The sequence below is a fragment of the Curtobacterium sp. MCBA15_004 genome (assembly GCF_001865055.2).
GTDB lineage: Bacteria > Actinomycetota > Actinomycetes > Actinomycetales > Microbacteriaceae > Curtobacterium.
Genome location: NZ_CP126266.1, coordinates 3,221,063 through 3,235,987, shown reverse-complemented (window position 1 = coordinate 3,235,987; position 14,925 = coordinate 3,221,063). Strand labels below are relative to the sequence as shown.

22 protein-coding genes are annotated in these 14,925 nt (G+C 69.2%); 21 read left to right on the top strand and 1 reads right to left on the bottom strand.

Features of this window, described 5'->3' with window-relative positions:
- The first annotated feature begins 1 nt into the window (after position 1).
- The 15 genes from QOL16_RS15280 to QOL16_RS15210 all read left to right on the top strand — a co-directional run bounded on the left by QOL16_RS15280 (position 2) and on the right by QOL16_RS15210 (position 8,269).
- Positions 2–763 carry a hypothetical protein gene (locus QOL16_RS15280; protein ID WP_139266465.1) on the top strand — a complete coding sequence of 254 codons (762 nt, stop codon included), beginning with the start codon at positions 2–4 and terminating at the stop codon, positions 761–763.
- Between the two features lie 29 nt (positions 764–792).
- On the top strand, positions 793–1,518 hold the full coding sequence (locus QOL16_RS15275; RefSeq protein ID WP_071284985.1) for a helix-turn-helix domain-containing protein: 726 nt from the start codon (positions 793–795) through the stop codon (positions 1,516–1,518).
- A 94-nt stretch (positions 1,519–1,612) separates the two neighbouring features.
- Positions 1,613–1,903, top strand: coding sequence for a hypothetical protein (locus QOL16_RS15270; RefSeq protein WP_071284984.1), 291 nt, complete (start codon positions 1,613–1,615; stop codon positions 1,901–1,903).
- Positions 1,903–2,193, top strand: a complete 291-nt coding sequence (locus QOL16_RS15265) for a hypothetical protein (RefSeq protein WP_071284983.1) — start codon at positions 1,903–1,905, stop codon at positions 2,191–2,193. The genes QOL16_RS15270 and QOL16_RS15265 overlap by 1 nt, the downstream gene beginning before the upstream one ends.
- Positions 2,194–2,195: 2 nt before the next feature.
- Entirely contained in the window at positions 2,196–2,621 is a 426-nt protein-coding gene (locus QOL16_RS15260) for a hypothetical protein (protein WP_139266464.1), read from the top strand.
- The gene (locus QOL16_RS15255; protein WP_071284981.1) at positions 2,614–3,273 is read left to right on the top strand and encodes a hypothetical protein; all 660 of its coding nucleotides are present in this window, start codon (positions 2,614–2,616) and stop codon (positions 3,271–3,273) included. The genes QOL16_RS15260 and QOL16_RS15255 overlap by 8 nt, the downstream gene beginning before the upstream one ends.
- A 205-nt stretch (positions 3,274–3,478) precedes the next feature.
- Entirely contained in the window at positions 3,479–4,660 is a 1,182-nt protein-coding gene (locus tag QOL16_RS15250; RefSeq protein WP_305411070.1) for an RtcB family protein, read from the top strand.
- The gene (locus tag QOL16_RS15245; RefSeq protein WP_071285244.1) at positions 4,660–5,094 is read left to right on the top strand and encodes a hypothetical protein; all 435 of its coding nucleotides are present in this window, start codon (positions 4,660–4,662) and stop codon (positions 5,092–5,094) included. Before QOL16_RS15250 ends, QOL16_RS15245 begins: the two co-directional genes overlap by 1 nt.
- Positions 5,094–5,288, top strand: coding sequence for a hypothetical protein (locus QOL16_RS15240; protein ID WP_071285246.1), 195 nt, complete (start codon positions 5,094–5,096; stop codon positions 5,286–5,288). Before QOL16_RS15245 ends, QOL16_RS15240 begins: the two co-directional genes overlap by 1 nt.
- Positions 5,285–5,497, top strand: coding sequence for a hypothetical protein (locus QOL16_RS15235; protein WP_071285248.1), 213 nt, complete (start codon positions 5,285–5,287; stop codon positions 5,495–5,497). Before QOL16_RS15240 ends, QOL16_RS15235 begins: the two co-directional genes overlap by 4 nt.
- A gap of 151 nt (positions 5,498–5,648) precedes the next feature.
- Positions 5,649–6,002, top strand: coding sequence for a hypothetical protein (locus QOL16_RS15230; RefSeq protein WP_071285250.1), 354 nt, complete (start codon positions 5,649–5,651; stop codon positions 6,000–6,002).
- Positions 5,999–6,418, top strand: a complete 420-nt coding sequence (locus tag QOL16_RS15225) for a hypothetical protein (RefSeq protein WP_071285252.1) — start codon at positions 5,999–6,001, stop codon at positions 6,416–6,418. The genes QOL16_RS15230 and QOL16_RS15225 overlap by 4 nt, the downstream gene beginning before the upstream one ends.
- On the top strand, positions 6,415–6,936 hold the full coding sequence (locus tag QOL16_RS15220) for a hypothetical protein (protein WP_071285254.1): 522 nt from the start codon (positions 6,415–6,417) through the stop codon (positions 6,934–6,936). The genes QOL16_RS15225 and QOL16_RS15220 overlap by 4 nt, the downstream gene beginning before the upstream one ends.
- A complete protein-coding gene (locus tag QOL16_RS15215; protein WP_071285256.1) occupies positions 6,933–7,325 on the top strand; it encodes a hypothetical protein in 393 nt (130 codons plus the stop codon). The genes QOL16_RS15220 and QOL16_RS15215 overlap by 4 nt, the downstream gene beginning before the upstream one ends.
- The gene (locus tag QOL16_RS15210; RefSeq protein ID WP_071285258.1) at positions 7,322–8,269 is read left to right on the top strand and encodes a hypothetical protein; all 948 of its coding nucleotides are present in this window, start codon (positions 7,322–7,324) and stop codon (positions 8,267–8,269) included. Before QOL16_RS15215 ends, QOL16_RS15210 begins: the two co-directional genes overlap by 4 nt.
- On the opposite strand, the gene QOL16_RS15205 is transcribed toward QOL16_RS15210, so the two are convergent.
- Positions 8,266–8,499, bottom strand: coding sequence for a DUF3263 domain-containing protein (locus QOL16_RS15205; RefSeq protein WP_071285260.1), 234 nt, complete (start codon positions 8,497–8,499; stop codon positions 8,266–8,268). The genes QOL16_RS15210 and QOL16_RS15205 overlap by 4 nt on opposite strands.
- A 572-nt stretch (positions 8,500–9,071) precedes the next feature.
- On the opposite strand from QOL16_RS15205, the gene QOL16_RS15200 reads away from it, so the two are divergent.
- The 6 genes from QOL16_RS15200 to QOL16_RS15175 all read left to right on the top strand — a co-directional run bounded on the left by QOL16_RS15200 (position 9,072) and on the right by QOL16_RS15175 (position 14,922).
- Positions 9,072–9,200, top strand: a complete 129-nt coding sequence (locus QOL16_RS15200) for a hypothetical protein (protein WP_302847184.1) — start codon at positions 9,072–9,074, stop codon at positions 9,198–9,200.
- Position 9,201: 1 nt separating this feature from the next.
- Positions 9,202–9,501 (top strand): hypothetical protein, encoded by a 300-nt coding sequence (locus tag QOL16_RS15195; RefSeq protein ID WP_305411065.1) that lies wholly within the window; start codon positions 9,202–9,204, stop codon positions 9,499–9,501.
- Between the two features lie 562 nt (positions 9,502–10,063).
- Complete coding sequence (locus QOL16_RS15190; RefSeq protein ID WP_071284870.1) at positions 10,064–10,609, top strand: hypothetical protein; 546 nt, start codon at positions 10,064–10,066, stop codon at positions 10,607–10,609.
- The gene (locus QOL16_RS15185) at positions 10,602–12,209 is read left to right on the top strand and encodes a hypothetical protein (protein WP_071284871.1); all 1,608 of its coding nucleotides are present in this window, start codon (positions 10,602–10,604) and stop codon (positions 12,207–12,209) included. The genes QOL16_RS15190 and QOL16_RS15185 overlap by 8 nt, the downstream gene beginning before the upstream one ends.
- A gap of 15 nt (positions 12,210–12,224) precedes the next feature.
- Positions 12,225–13,727: a phage portal protein gene (locus tag QOL16_RS15180; protein ID WP_071284872.1), complete on the top strand. Its 1,503-nt coding sequence runs from the start codon at positions 12,225–12,227 to the stop codon at positions 13,725–13,727.
- The gene (locus QOL16_RS15175; RefSeq protein ID WP_139266443.1) at positions 13,645–14,922 is read left to right on the top strand and encodes a hypothetical protein; all 1,278 of its coding nucleotides are present in this window, start codon (positions 13,645–13,647) and stop codon (positions 14,920–14,922) included. Before QOL16_RS15180 ends, QOL16_RS15175 begins: the two co-directional genes overlap by 83 nt.
- The last annotated feature ends 3 nt before the right edge of the window (positions 14,923–14,925 follow it).

Below are 14,925 nucleotides of genomic sequence, written 5' to 3'. Positions count from 1 at the left end.
CATGCCGAAGGACAAGCGCCTGTGGATGACGTTCCCCATCGACTTCTGGCAGCACCCCAAGATCGCGCCGCTGTCGGACCTCGCGTTCCGCACGTTCGTGGAGATGAACGGCTACTCCCGGATGCAGGACCTCGACGGCCGCATCCCAGCGACCATCGCGCGGCGCATGTGGAAGACCAGAGCACTCAGCGAACTCACCAGAAACGATCACTCGAAGCCGTCTGTGAGCTTGGTGGATGACGTGTACGTGATCTGGAACTACGCCGAGCACCAAGAGACCCGAGCTGACCGAGAAGCGCGAGAAGCCCGGAATCGCGCCAATGGCGCGAAGGGCGGACGCCCACCCAAGAACCGAGGAAGAACCGACTCGGTTACCGACTCGGTTTCCGATGGGAACCCAGACGAAACCGAGCACAAACCAGAGTCAGAGTCAGAGTCAGAGATAGACCTGACTGACGTGACTTACCTACCTGAGTCAAGTCACGTAGGTGACCGTGCGAGCCCGAGGACTGACTTGTCCGAAGAGGTCATCAGCGAAGCGAAGCGGGTGGGTCTGAACGACCTGAGCGCTGTCCTCGACCTCCTCGAGCCGATCGTCGGCGAGCTCAACCCACGCCACGGCATCGAGATCGCGCAGATCATCCTCCGCCGCGCCCGCACCCCGGTGCTGCAACCCGTCGCGTACATCGCCCGGGCCTGCGAGAAGCGCGACGAGATCCGACACATCGCCATCGACGTCCTCGACATCCCGGGCGTCGCGTAGGCACACACCACTGACACCCGAGGAACACCATGACCACCACGACCACCGAGAGGTACACGTGCCCGCCGGACCACGGGCACGGCCAGAAGAACACCTGCCGCACGAAGCACGGCTGCCGGTGCGACGACTGCCGGCTCGCTCACCGCGAGTACTCGCGCACCGTCCGCCGGGCGAAGGCGTACGGCCGCTACGAATCGAACCTGATCCCCGCCGTCGGCGCGCAGCGTCGGCTGCAGGCGCTCGTCCGGCAGGGCTGGTCGCAGAAGAGACTCGGCGTGCACCTCGGCTGGGCGCAGCAGCGCGTGAACCAGGTGCTCGCCTGCCAGCGGGTCACGAAGGACGTGCACCAGCAGATCGACCGGCTGTTCCGCGACCTCTGGGACAAGGAACCGCCCCGCACCACGAAGTGGGAGCTCGCCGCGTACCACCGTGCGATCCGGTTCGCCGAGCAGCGCCGATGGCCGCGCCCGCTCGACTGGGACGACATCGACCACGACGCCGGCCCGGCCGCGGTCGAGCGCGCGAACGACGACCTCGACGAGTCCAACGTCGACCTCGCCGTCACCGGCGTCACGGTCCCCCTCACCCCCGCCGAGAAGCGTGCCGCGGTCGCAGCTCTCCACCCCCAGGGCCTCAACGACCAGGAGATCGCCGCCCGCATCGGCTGCTCCGACCGCACCGTGCTCCGCATCCGCAAGCACCAGCTCGGCCTGCCCCACAACGACACCCTCCACAACGCACGCACCGCCGCCTGACCCGCACCCAGCACCCACCAGCGCCGGCCCCGAACGAACGGGGCCGGCGCTTCGCACATCAACCCGCGGCACACGCCGCAGACAGGAGATCAGCATGAGCACCACGTTCCGCAAGAAGCCCGTCGAGATCGAGGCCATGCAGACCGCACTGATCGACCCGCTGGTCGCAGCGAAGGACCGCGAGGAGCAGAACCGGCTCGTCGCCCGGTGGATCTCGAACGAGGGTGGAGAGGTCGTCGACTTCGGTCGGAACTTCATCGAAATCGAGACCCTCGAGGGGGTCATGACCGCGAGCCCCGGCGACTGGGTCATCCGCGGAGTGCAGGGCGAGTTCTACCCGTGCAAGCCCGACATCTTCGCCGAGACGTACGAGGCGGTCGCCTGATGCGCCGCACGCTGATCACGAACCTGCAGTGGTGGCTGTTCCTGGTCCTGAACGCCGTCACCTGGACGATCGTGCCTCACCTGCGTGACTTCGCCTGGTGGGGGCTGATCCTCTTCGGTGCCGGCTACTACACCGCCATCATCGCCATCTTCCGACTGAACTGGGAGAGCAGCTACGAGGCAGCCCGGCGCAGAGCGGACGCACGCCAGAGCCGCTGGTACCGGAAGTTCCTCCGCGACGAGGCCCGCCGCAAGCAGGCAGACCGCGACGCATGGCTTCGGGAGCAGTGACCGTGACCGTCGACACCACCGAGCTCCGTACCCGGGCCCGCAACATCGACGCGCTGGGACTCCCCGGCACGTCCGGAGCGCTCACCGCGGCCGCGGACGAGATCGACGCGCTCCGCGGCGCTCTCGACAGGGTTCCGCACGGCACGCTCTGCGGCTTCATGATGTCGCTGTACCAGGAGCCGTGCAGCTGCCCGAAGGCGATCATGTCCGGCCTGCCGCCAGCACCGCCTTCACCGTCGCTGGACCCGTTGGTCCTGATCCCCGACGCGACGACGGTCACGTACCTCGGCGTCACCCGGCTCGACGTGCATGGCCCCGCTGGCCGTGTCTTCGGTGTCCTCGGCCTGGACGGGGTGCACGTCGAGCAGACGGACGGCGGTCGTTCCCTGGTCGTCGTCTTCGAGCAGAACGGAGCCGACCGTGGCTGAGCCGACCGGCCTTCCGCAGCCGATGAACCTGACGAAGGCGGAACAGGAGTCGTTCCTCGCCGCCATGCAGGACCAGCAGCCGACCGTGCAGGTGCCCGTGTCGCTGATCGAGGCGTTACTTGGCAATGCCGAGCCGAGTCGTCGGATGGCCGCGAGGCGTGAGGTTCGCGCCCTGCTCTCGCAGCCGACCCCGGCTGAGGTGGAGGTCGAGGGATCGTTCTTCGCGGTGGCTGACTTGCCCGCGATCCTCGCTCGGCACATGCGGGCACTCGACGAGGCGAACCGCCGCGAGAAGCAGCACTGGATCGAGCAGCACGAACAGCCGACCCCGGCCGCCGAGCCGATGAGCGGTCTGGACGCGAAGATCGACGCGCTTGGCCTGCGCGACTCGGACGAGCCTGCACGGCCCGACTCGCTGCTGTTCCCGCACGCCAAGGCGGACCGGATGCTGGCCGAGCCGCCCCGGATCGAGGATATGGCACCGGGGACGCTGTTCTGGGCGAAGGACGGGAAGGGTGTCTGGCGGCGGCTGTCAAAGACCAACGCATCCGTCACCTCAGTTGTGGACTTGTCGACGGGACGGCACTTCCCCGCCATCCACATCGACCCGTCCACGATCCGCGACGTGACCCCGCCGGCGGTGACCGAGTGACCGCCCTCTGGCTCACCATCGACGTCGTCGGCTGCCTCATCGCCGCCGCCGCTGTCCGTGTCACCCAGCTCTGCCTCGACGACACCTGGCGAAACCGCTGGCACTAACCACCCACCACCCCACAACCGAACACCACACGGCGAGCGCCACCCCAACCCCGGGGCACGGCGCTCGCCGCGTCTTCACTACCAGGAGGTCACAGACCATGGAGCAGATCACGAAGCGCCTGATGAACTGGGCGAGCATCCTCGAGCCGAACACCCGGGAGCAGGCGGAGCGCCTGTCGCGGATGCCGTTCGTGCACCCGCACGTCGCGCTGATGCCGGACGCGCACCTCGGGAAGGGCGCGACGGTCGGGTCGGTCATCCCGACCGCCGGCGCGATCATCCCCGCCGCGGTCGGCGTCGACATCGGCTGCGGGATGATCGCGGTCCGGACGCAGTGGACCGAGAGCGACTTCCGCGACACCCTCGGTCCGGACGGGCTCAAGGACCTGCGGGAGCGGATCGAGCGCGCCGTGCCGCTGTCGGCGGGCAAGTACAACCAGCGGGTCGAGTACTCCGCCGTCCCGCGCCTGATCGACCTCGAGCTCCTCGCCGACAACGCAGGCTTCGACCCCGCCGCCTACGCGCCGAACTGGCAGCTGCAGCTCGGGACGCTGGGGTCCGGGAACCACTTCATCGAGGTCAGCGTCGACGAGGAGGGCCGGGTCTGGCTGTTCCTTCACTCCGGCAGCCGCGGCATCGGCAACAAGATCGCCCAGCACCACATCAGCGTCGCCCAGCAGCTCGCCGAGCGGTACTTCATCCCCCTCGAGGACCCCGACCTCGCCTACCTCGTCGACGGGACCCCGGAGTTCGACCGGTACATCGCCGAGCTCGGGTGGGCGCAGCAGTTCGCGCTCCTCAACCGGGAGGAGATGATGCACCGCGTCATCGCGCAGGTCGAGCTCGTCACCGGCGTCGCGGTCGTCGAGTCGGAGCGGGTGAACTGCCACCACAACTACACGACGCAGGAGCGGCACTTCGGCAAGACGGTGTGGCTGTCCCGGAAGGGCGCGATCGACGCGTCCGAGGGCACCCTCGGGCTGATCCCCGGGAGCATGGGCGACCTGTCCTACGTCGTCCGCGGCCGCGGCAACCGCCTCGCGCTGAACAGCAGCCCGCACGGTGCCGGCCGGAACTACTCCCGCTCGGCCGCCCGCCGCACCTTCACGCACGAGCAGCTCCGCGAGGCGATGGCCGGCATCGAGTACCGCGACACCGACGCGTTCCTCGACGAGATCCCCGCGGCGTACAAACCGATCGACGTCGTCATGCAGGACGCCGCCGACCTCGTCGACGTTGTGCACACCCTCCACCAGATCGTGAACGTGAAGGGCGACTGATGCCGATCCTGAACTACACCACGACGATCCCGGTCGGAAAGACCATGGGCGAGGTCCAGTACGCCCTCGCGCGGCGAGGCGTGAAGAGCATCTCGACCCTCTTCGACGACGAGGGGCACCCGTCCGGACTCGGCTTCACGATGAAGACCGACTACGGCCTCCGCGACTTCGAGCTCCCGGTCCGCACCGAGGGTGTCCTCCCGGCGATGACGGCCGACAAGTCCGTGCCTCGAGCGAAGTGCACGCCTGAGCAGGCCGCACGAGTCGCCTGGCGCATCGCGAAGGACTGGCTCGAAGCGCAGGCCGCGCTGATCGACGCCGGCCTCGCGTCGCTGGACGAGGTCATGCTGCCCTACATGCTCACCGACAGCGGCCGCACGGTCTACGTCGAGACCCGGCGGGGCCTGCTCGCCCTCGAGTCAGGTGAGCGCTGATGGCGGATCCGATCACCAGCACCGGCGGGATGCCCTTCACCGCTACCCACGAGGTCGACGCGGTCCTGCTCGAGGTCGGCCGAGGCACCACGGTCCGGTTCGAGCCGGCCGCCGCGGCCGCCCTCGGGCAGCAGCTCATCGACGAAGCACAGAACGCGATCCACGCCGAGCGCGTGGGGAGGAGGAAGACGTGAGCACGATCGCGCCGGCGCAGCTGGACGCGCACGCTGCGAAGCAGGCCTGGACGAAGGGAGAGACCGAGCGTTGGACGACCGACGCCCGGGTCCTGCTCCGCGGGGCAGCCGTCCAGCTCGCTGCCCTCGAGGCCGCCCACGCCGAGTACCAGCGCACCAGCGACCTCCACGAGCTGGCCCGGGCGATGAACACGCTGCTGGGCCCGTGATGCTCGAGCCGAACCACCCACCGGGTGAGCACTGCTCCCCGTCCTGCAAGCACAACCCCGACTACTGCCCGAACAACCAACCGACCCCTCCACGGCGAGCCCTCCGACAGCGGAGTGCTCGCCGTGGTCGTTCACCCAGGAGGAACACGAGATGACGGAACCGATGACCATCGACCAGCGGGTAGCGCTGGCCCTCACGACCACCATGCAGGCCGCCGCGGCCGTCTCCCAGACGTTCGCGGCCCTCACCGGCATCGGCGGCGACGCCCCCGAGCTCGCGCGCCTCGCAGAACGGCAGGTGGAGTCCCAGACAGACATCGCCGGCCGCATCCTCGAGCTCTCCGAAGCGCTGGCTGCAGGGACCGTCCGGATCGTCGACGAGGCTGCCCTCGTGCACGAGGTCGCTCGCGCGCTCACCCCGGCGGGCGGGGACTGGGAGCAGCAGATCTCGTCGGCGCAGGGTCTGGTGCTGCGCCTCTGGAAGACGACGGGGGTGCTCCGATGACGGACATCAGCACGCTCGACGTTGAGGGCTTCTCCGCAGTCGATCCGATCGAGAACGAGGACGACTGGGAGGACTGCATCGGCTGGCAGGTTCGTGTCTGGTGGATGGACCGTCGAGACCACGACCAGGATGGGTACCTCTGCGAGATGGCCGGCAGCCCCGAGTGCCTCGCGCTTGGGCATGCCCCGGACGCTGACGACGGCTGGTACGGCGACCCGGACCTACACCCGCTCGGCTGGGACGGCAGCGAGCCGATCTGCCCCGCGACCCGCTACGGCACCGCTTGCACGCAGTGCGAGTCCGACGACTGCGGCGGCTGGACTCCGTTCGACCCGGGGGCTCTCTGGGCGGCTGTGCGTGACCGCGCCGCCGCGAGTATGACCAGCGGCGAGCGCCGCGGGAAGGAACACCCATGACCGACACCATCGCGACACCGCGCCGCACGAAGCGTCGCTACGCCCACGAGCTCTACCCGCTCGCCGAAGCGGGCGAAGTGCGCCCCCTTGCTGTCGAGGTGCCGGCGCTGTACGCCCAGGCGCTGGGGAACGAGGTGTGGGAGACCGGCTGGTTCGACGGCATCCGTGACGACCAGTACCGGCAGGAGGCGGCGGACCGCACCGTCTTCCTCGTCCAGACGCGTCAGATCGCGTTCCTCGCCGACGCACTCGCCCAGGGACTCACGGGCGACGCCGCCTGGGAGTGGGCAGCCGAGTACGCCGAGGAGGAGTCCGGCGAGCTCGTGTGGGAGCGGGCAGAGCGCTACGGCGTCCGCCCGCAGGCGATCAAGCCGTACCCGTGCGGACCCGAACAGACCTCCCATCGGCACTTCGCCGACCAGGAGGACCGCTCCGGCATCGTCACCCGAGCCGAGGGGCCGGAAGACACCTGCATCGTCTGCACTGAGCCCGTGCCCCTGGAAGGAGCCACCCAGTGACCGCCGCGACTCCGGAGATGCTCCGTCGGATCGATGCCGCGATCGACTCCGCAGGCGTATCCCGAGCGGAGGTGTACCTCGAACTGCCCGAGTGCCACAAGAACAAGTGCCAGGCACGGCATCCGGACGGCACCGCAGCACTCGGGCTGATGAAGCGACAGATCTCCGCATCGATCCACTCCGAGCTGCTGTACCGCACGACAACCCGCCCCGACCTCGGCGTCAACGCCGAACCGGACGCGGCTGCGATCACTCTCGCGCACCTGCTCCGCACGTACAACGTCCACGACACCGGCACGTACATCCGAGCCGCCGAGCTCCTCATCGAGGCATACCCGGCTATCGGAGACGCGCTCACCACCCCTGAACCCCCACAGGAGACCCCATGACCCCAACCACCACACAGCCAGAGCGCTCGCCGCAGGTCACCGACGACGTCGAGCTCGATCCGGTCGTCGAGGCCCTCACCGCGGCTCACGCTCGAGCGAAGCTGACGAACGCCGCAGACCAGGTCGCCTACGTGCGAGGGCTCGTCGTGCCGTCCGGTTCGCAGCCGTCGGACGGGCAACCCCGCTCGTCGAGCACCGAAGCATCGTTCCCGCTCCGAGTCGACCCGCTCGAAGCATCCGATCGCGTCTACGCGCACCTGCTCAACTGGGTCCGGTTCTGGTACGCCGAGCTGCTCATCCAGCCGCCTGTCGCCGCGGTCTACGCCTGGGCCACCGACGGCGGCCCGCAGGGCTTCCGGTCCACCGTGACGCCGCTCGGAGCATGGGGTCTCACCTCGACCCTCACGACGTGGCTGCTGCTCCACCACGACAGCATCCGCCGGCACGCCAGGTCGCGGGAGTACTTCGCTCAGATCGACTCGGTGCTGTGGCAGCTGCAGTCCCGGTTCCCGACGAAGGCACCGAAGGCGCGTCCGGTGCTGCCGCGACCCTGCCCGGTGTGCTCGGCTGACACGATGACGATCGAGCGCCGCGGGGTCGACGTCACCGACATCGGGCTCGTGTGCTCCTACTGCGGCTTCGAGGGCGACGCCGTAGCTCTCGTGAAGGACCGGGCGGTTCGTGCCCTGCTCACCGACATCCGCTTCGAGGAAGCACCGCCGGCGGCCGAGTGGTGGACGAAGGCGCAGGCCGTCGACGAGATGAGGCTCACGCCGCGGACTCTCAACCGGTACATCCAGGACGAAGGCCTCGAGACGCACACGAAGGACGGGGTCGTCTGGGTCAAGGCCGACGACGTCCGCGACCTGTGGAGAGCGAAGCAGGTTCGGCGGCTGCGGAGCATGCGACGACCCGTGGGTGCCGAACCGAACCCCGAGGGCTAGAAGCGGCGGGCGGCGCGGCGGGCAACCGCCGCCGCCGTCGCCTCCACCACGCGCCGCGTGACGATCGGGAACTCGGCGACGACGTCCTGCCGCCCCACCAGGCCGAGCAGCACCTGCCGGTACCGGACCCACGACATCGACAGCTCCGAGCGGATGTCGCCCTCCTTGCGGCGGTCGTACCGCGGGTGGCTCTCCTCGAACTCGAGGATCCTGCGCTCGTCGTCCGTCATGCCCGCATCATCGTCTGAACCACCGACACACCGAAGCCGCATGGTTGCTGGTCTGTCCGATCGTCCGTTAGTGTGTCCGTGACATCGCATGCCCGCCAGGAGAACTCCGGCGGGCATCTGTCGTTCCGGGAGAACACGCCAAGAGCGACCCCGGAACCTGAGCGAGGCAGGCAAGCGCCGCCCGCAACAATCAGCTCGACCGTCCACCGCGACGGCTACGAACGCGTCCCATCACGCGCGAGCGAAACGATGGCGGTTCGCCACCGACATCGGGCGTCAGCTTCCCCATGCCCGCCGACACGCACCGCTACCGCATCGGCCGCCGGTACCGCCCTCGCATGGAACGCCGGCCGCCCCGCGACTTCACGACGGCGGCGCGAGCATGGGGACCCACACTTCGCCGCGCACCCCGAGCACGCCAGCTGACCACCCGCTGCAGCCCGGCCGGAACGGCACCAACCTGGGGGCGTCAACGAGGACCAACAGTCAACCTCGAAGGACGTCCATGATGGCCCCGCCTCCGGGACCGAGACGCACCTGCGCCCCCAGCACCACCACCGAGGAGCGTCACCGTGGACGAACCCGACCTCACCGCCCACCGGACCCGCAGCAACCGCCGCCCGGACCGCGCGCCGGACGCGCCACCCGCCCTCGTCGCAGCAGTCGACGAGGTCTACGACGCGCTCGAGGACAGGAGCTGAGATGGACGACGACGCACCTCTCTCCGGCGGCTACATGTCGTGGGACGACGACCGCCGAGCACGCTTCGACGAGGCGCGCGAGCGAGCAGGCAAGGCCATCGCGGACATGTGCCGCATCCACACCGAAGACGGTCACCCCGACGACCCGCCGTACGTGCAGGGATGGGTCGCTGCAGCCGAGTGGACGAACGTGGAGTTCGAGCGCAACAACTCAGGCGGGCGGTTCATCTTCGCGCCGTACGGGCAGATGCTCTCGGTCGGAGCTGGCCTGGCCGACTGGGCCCGCACGCGCCACCTCTGATCGGCAGCCAGCATGAGCATGCGCGTGTGTGCAGTGCACGGCTGCCCCGCCGTCTTCGACGGAGCCACAGGCACCCGGTGCCCCCAGCACCGACGCAGCGCCGACCGGTACCGCGGCACCGCCACCGAGCGCGGCTACACCAGCGCCGGACACCAGCGCTTTCGCCGGGCAGTCCTTGACCGCGACCCCATCTGCATCCGCTGTGGTACCGCGCAGTCCACCGTCGCCGACCACTACCCGCGCTCACGCCGGGAGCTGCAGGCGCTGTCCCTGGACCCAGACGATCCGCAGTACGGCCGCGGCCTCTGCTCCCCATGTCACAACACCGAGACCGCACGGAACCAACCTGGCGGCTGGAACGACCGAGGGTGAGCAGGCAGGTCCGCGACGACGACGGCGACGACGTCGACGGGGTGGGGAGGGGGCCCCGACGACGGGGGGCGTCGGAACCGCCGGAGAGGTGATCAAGAAGTCCGTCAAGTTCAAAACGCCCCGGATACCCCCGGGCTGACCCTCATTCGGGGGTCACCAGCGCCGCGCAATGCGGCAAGAGGTGGTCGCCATGCCCAGCGGAGGAGCCCGCACACGATCCGGTCCCGCACCGGACCCGAACGCACTGCGCCGGGACCGGAAGACCGACGCCGAGTGGGTGTCGCTGCCCGCCGAGGGCTACCAGGGCCCCATCCCCGAGCACCCGCTGCCGGCGAACCCGATCTACGACATCTACTGGGTCGACAAGCAGCGCGTCAAGGAGCTCGACGAGGACGCCACCAACGCGTTCCGTGACCGCGAGGTCGCGCTCTGGGACAAGCTCTGGCGGCGACCGCAAGCAGTCATGTGGGCGCGGCTCGGCCTCGAGTACGAAGTCGCGGCGTACGTCCGCGCCTACCTCGAGTCGAACCTCCCTGACGCGGTGTCCGGCATGAAGACCGCAACGCTGCGGATGGCCGCCGAGCTCGGTCTCTCCCTGCCGGGCATGCACTCGCTCCGCTGGAAGATCGTCGAAGACGACCTCGCCGCCAAGCGCGCCGAGACCCCGACTGCGACGAAGCCGCCGGTGAAGCGACAGAGCGCCCGCGATCGACTCAAGGCGGTTGGCGATGCCTAGACCGATGATGGTCGTCCCCGAGTGGATCGAAGCGCACTGCGTCATCCCGGACCAGGAGAGCCGCGGCGAGCCGTTCATCCTCGGCTCCGAGCAGCTGCAGTTCGTCGCGAACCACTACACGGTCAGCGACGCCGCGAAGGTCGGGCAGAAGAGCACCGCGTTCGTCTACCGCCGGTCGCTGCTGGTCCGCTCGCAGAAGTGGGGCAAGTCCCCCCTGATCGGCGCGTTCGTGTGCGTCGAAGGTGTCGGCCCGGTCCTCTTCGACGGGTGGGCGCTCGGCGGCGAGATCTACGACTGCCGGGACTTCGGCTGCGGCTGCGGCTGGTTCTACGAGTACGAGCCCGGCGAGCCGATGGGCCGCCCGTGGGCGACGCCGCTCATCCAGATCACCGCGACCAGCGAAGACCAGACCGACAACACCTACGACGCCCTCCGGCCCATGATCGAGCTCGGCCCGCTCGCCGAGGTCATCCCGAAGACCGGCGAGGAGTTCATCCGGCTCCCGAACGACGGGCGCATCGACGTCGTCACGAGCAAGGCCACCTCCCGCCTCGGGCAGCGCGTCACGTTCGTCCCGCAGGACGAGACCGGCCTCTGGGTCGCCTCGAACGGTGGCCACAACCTCGCGAAGAAGCAGCGACAGGGCCTGGCCGGCATGGGCGGGCGCGCGATCGAGACGACGAACGCGTGGGACCCCGCCGAAGACTCCGTCGCGCAGCGCACCTTCGCGTCCACCGCGAAGGACCTGAACCGAGACTTCCGCCAGCCGCCCGCGCACCTGAACTTCAACGTCAAGCGCGAGCGACGGAAGATCTTCCAGTTCAACTACGCCGGTGCACCGTGGGTCGACATCGACGCGATCGAAGGCCAGGCCTTCGAGATGCTCGAGAAGGACCCCGCCGACGCGGAGCGCTTCTTCGGCAACCGCATCGTCCCCGGACAGGGCCGCTGGCTCGACTCGGCGAAGTGGGACAAGAAGAGCGAGCAGCGCGACGTGCCCGCCGGCACTCGCGTGTGCCTCGGCTTCGACGGCTCCGACAACGACGACTACACCGGCATCCGCCTCGAGACCCTCGACTACTACCAGTTCACGCCCACCTACGGCGACGCGGAACGCCCCACCCAGTGGCGGCCGCAGGACTGGGGCGGCCGCATCCCCCGCGCGGAGGTGCGCTCCGCCGTCGAGGAGCTCTGCAAGCGCTACGACGTCGTCCGCGCCTACCTCGACCCGAAGATGTGGGAGACCGAGATCGACGAGTGGGGCTCCCTCTTCGGGGAGAAGACCTTCATCAAGTGGCCGACGAACCAGATCGGCCGCATGTGGCCCTCGCTCGAGCGGTTCCGGACCGACGTCTACAACCCCGACTCGGCCTTCCGTCACGACGGCGACCCGGAGCTCGACGACCACACCCGCAACGCCGTCGTCCGCTCCCGCGGCCTCGACGCCGCGACCGGTGAACGCCGCTACATCCTCGGCAAGGCGTCCGAGCACCAGAAGTTCGACTACCTCATGTCCGCCACCCTGGCCCACGAGGCCACCTGCGACGCGATCGCCGCCGGCGCGAACACCACGCCCGACGACGACTACGTCTACTTATAGCCGGTTGGAGGCCGTATGGACGCCGAAGCGGCCCTGTCCCTCACGAACACCATCTACGCCCGCCTCGCGGCCCGTCGCGGCGGGTTCGTGACCCTCGAGGACTACTACGCCGGCAAGCAGCCGCTCTCGTTCGCGACCGAGGAGTGGAAGAAGGCGAACGCGTCCCGCTACGCCGACTTCTCCGACAACTGGTGCGGCCCGGTTGCCGACGCGATGGGCGAGCGGATCCGGCACACCGGCATCAAGCTCGGCGACGACCGCGCCGGCGCACGGAAGCTGTGGTCCGAGTGGGGCCGCAACGAGATGGACATGCAGGCCTCGCAGGGCGTGCTCTCCACCCTCATCACGTCCCGCTCGTACGTGATCGTCTGGGGCGACAAGAACGACAAGCCCGTCATCTCGTGGGAGCACGGCGCGAACGTCGAGATCGAGTACGACTGGTCGAACCTCCGCCGCCCCGTCGCCGCGCTCAAGGCGTGGGTCGACGGCGACTTCGAGTACGCGATCCTCTACACCGACGACAAGCTGTGGAAGTACCGCAAGCCGCGCATCCAGCCGCAGGACTCCCGCCGGTCGCAGGCGCAGCAGGCCAAGCTCGGCCGCGCCGAGCAGGGCACCTGGCAGCAGTGGCAGCCCGCTTCCGACGACACCTGGCCGCTGAACAACCCGCTCGGCGAGGTGCCGGTGGTCGAGATGCCGAACCGGCCCATGCTCGCCGGCGACCCGAAGTCCGAGATCGCCGGCGTGATGGCGATGCAGGACGCGATCAACCTGCTCTGGGCGTACCTGTTCCTCTCCGCCGACTACGCCTCCATGCCCGCCCGGGTCGTCCTGCACCAGGGGCCCCCGATGACGCCGATCCTCGACGCCAACGGCGTGAAGATCGGCGAGAAGCCCGTCGACATGCGCGAGCTTGCCGAGAAGCGGCTGCTGTACCTGTCGGGCAAGGACACCTCGATCGACTCGTGGGAGGCGGCGAAGCTCGACGTCTTCACGGACGTCATCGAGACCGCCGTCGGTCACATCGCCGCGCAGACCCGGACCCCGCCGACGTACCTGGTCACCAAGACCGGCATGTCGAACGTGAACGGTGAGGGCCTCAAGGCCTCGGAGATCGGCCTGGTCAAGAAGACTCTCGAGTTCCAGACGTTCGCCGCGCCCGCGCTTCGCCGCATGTACCGGCTGATCGCCCTGGTCCTCAACGACCAGGGCCTCGCCGATGCCGCGTCCCTGGCGACGATCTCGTGGATGAACCCCGAGATCCGGTCCGAGTCGCAGCTCGCCGACGCCCTGGTCAAGAAGAAGCAGATGGGCTACCCGCTCGAGTACCTCATGGAGCTCGACGGGCTGCCCCCGGAGGAAGTCACCCGCGTCATGGCGATGGTCGAGCAGGAAGCGTTCGACCCGCAGCTCGAGCGCGCGACGAGGGAGCTGAGTGAGCTTGGCGACACCGGCGGCAGCGGAGACGTACTACCGAACGCAACAGCAGATCGCGGCCACGACGGCCTCAGCAGCTAACCGGCTGCTGCGCCGACGCTTCACGGGCGACTTCGACTCGTCGTGGTCGCGGCTCCGGCCGGACCTGCTGTCGCTGATCGCCACCGGCCGCGCCGCGGCCGCGGCGTCCGCGGTGTCGTACATCCCCGCGGTGCTCGACGAGACCGGGCAGCGCGGGGACCCGGTGGGTGTCATCGACACCGCCGGGTTCCTCGCTACCGCACCCGACGGCCGCGACGTGGGCACCCTCTTCGACCAGACCACCATCCGGGCGAAGCAGGCCGTCGCCCGCGGCCTGACCGTCGCGCAGGCGCTCACCGCGGCGCAGTCCTGGGTCACGGGGACCACCCTCACCGTGATGGCCGACACCGGCCGCGGCGTCGTCGCCGCCGACATCGCACAGCGCCCCGCGATTACGGGCTACGTCCGCATGCTCAACCCGCCCTCGTGCGACCGTTGCGTCATCCTCGCCGGCAAGTGGTTCCGGTGGAACCAGGGCTTCCAGCGGCACCCCCGCTGCGACTGCCGGCACATCCCCGCCAGCGAGGACACCGCCGGTGACTACCGCACCGACCCGTACGAGTACTTCCACTCCCTCAGCACCGAGGAGCAGTACCGGATCTTCGGGAAGTCCAACGCCCGAGCGATCACCGAGGGTGCCGACATCTACCGCGTGGTGAACATCAACACCCGCGGCCTCGCGACTGCGAAGTCGGCCCGGAAGTTCGGCACCCCGCACCGGATGACACCCGACGACATCTTCCGCGTCGCCGGCACCCGCACGAACGCGATCAAGCTGCTCGAGCGGGAGGGCTACATCACCGGCCCGCAGGTCCGCGGCGGCAACATCCTCGGCCAGCGCGAGGGCTTCGGGCAGTTCGGCAAGGGCGGCAAGGCACGCGCCGCGTCCGACGCCGTCGTCGCCGCCCGCCAGTCCGGCGTCCGCGACCCGCTGAACCGGTACACGATGACCGCCGCCGAGCGCCGCCTCTACGACGCGAAGGTCCGCTACGACGTCGCCAAGACCGGCGTCTTCCCCCGGTCAATCGGCGCGAACTCCGCCGACAAGTACGTCCGCCCCGAGCAGATCACCGACCGGCAGCTGCAGAGCATCCGCGAGCAGTACGAGGCCGAGGTCAACAAGCTCCGCGCGAACCGCGACCGCACCCCCGAGTCGATCCGCACCCTCGCGCGGCTGCTCGACATCCACATCTGATCT

What these genes read in the sequence shown, in the direction of transcription:
- QOL16_RS15280 (WP_139266465.1), top strand. Translation starts at nt 2, where the DNA reads ATGCCGAAGGACAAGCGCCTGTGGATGACGTTCCCCATCGACTTCTGG.
- QOL16_RS15275 (WP_071284985.1), top strand. Translation starts at nt 793, where the DNA reads ATGACCACCACGACCACCGAGAGGTACACGTGCCCGCCGGACCACGGG.
- QOL16_RS15270 (WP_071284984.1), top strand. Translation starts at nt 1,613, where the DNA reads ATGAGCACCACGTTCCGCAAGAAGCCCGTCGAGATCGAGGCCATGCAG.
- QOL16_RS15265 (WP_071284983.1), top strand. Translation starts at nt 1,903, where the DNA reads ATGCGCCGCACGCTGATCACGAACCTGCAGTGGTGGCTGTTCCTGGTC.
- QOL16_RS15250 (WP_305411070.1), top strand. Translation starts at nt 3,479, where the DNA reads ATGGAGCAGATCACGAAGCGCCTGATGAACTGGGCGAGCATCCTCGAG.
- QOL16_RS15245 (WP_071285244.1), top strand. Translation starts at nt 4,660, where the DNA reads ATGCCGATCCTGAACTACACCACGACGATCCCGGTCGGAAAGACCATG.
- QOL16_RS15240 (WP_071285246.1), top strand. Translation starts at nt 5,094, where the DNA reads ATGGCGGATCCGATCACCAGCACCGGCGGGATGCCCTTCACCGCTACC.
- QOL16_RS15230 (WP_071285250.1), top strand. Translation starts at nt 5,649, where the DNA reads ATGACGGAACCGATGACCATCGACCAGCGGGTAGCGCTGGCCCTCACG.
- QOL16_RS15225 (WP_071285252.1), top strand. Translation starts at nt 5,999, where the DNA reads ATGACGGACATCAGCACGCTCGACGTTGAGGGCTTCTCCGCAGTCGAT.
- QOL16_RS15220 (WP_071285254.1), top strand. Translation starts at nt 6,415, where the DNA reads ATGACCGACACCATCGCGACACCGCGCCGCACGAAGCGTCGCTACGCC.
- QOL16_RS15210 (WP_071285258.1), top strand. Translation starts at nt 7,322, where the DNA reads ATGACCCCAACCACCACACAGCCAGAGCGCTCGCCGCAGGTCACCGAC.
- QOL16_RS15205 (WP_071285260.1), bottom strand. Translation starts at nt 8,499, where the DNA reads ATGACGGACGACGAGCGCAGGATCCTCGAGTTCGAGGAGAGCCACCCG.
- QOL16_RS15195 (WP_305411065.1), top strand. Translation starts at nt 9,202, where the DNA reads ATGGACGACGACGCACCTCTCTCCGGCGGCTACATGTCGTGGGACGAC.
- QOL16_RS15190 (WP_071284870.1), top strand. Translation starts at nt 10,064, where the DNA reads ATGCCCAGCGGAGGAGCCCGCACACGATCCGGTCCCGCACCGGACCCG.
- QOL16_RS15185 (WP_071284871.1), top strand. Translation starts at nt 10,602, where the DNA reads ATGCCTAGACCGATGATGGTCGTCCCCGAGTGGATCGAAGCGCACTGC.
- QOL16_RS15180 (WP_071284872.1), top strand. Translation starts at nt 12,225, where the DNA reads ATGGACGCCGAAGCGGCCCTGTCCCTCACGAACACCATCTACGCCCGC.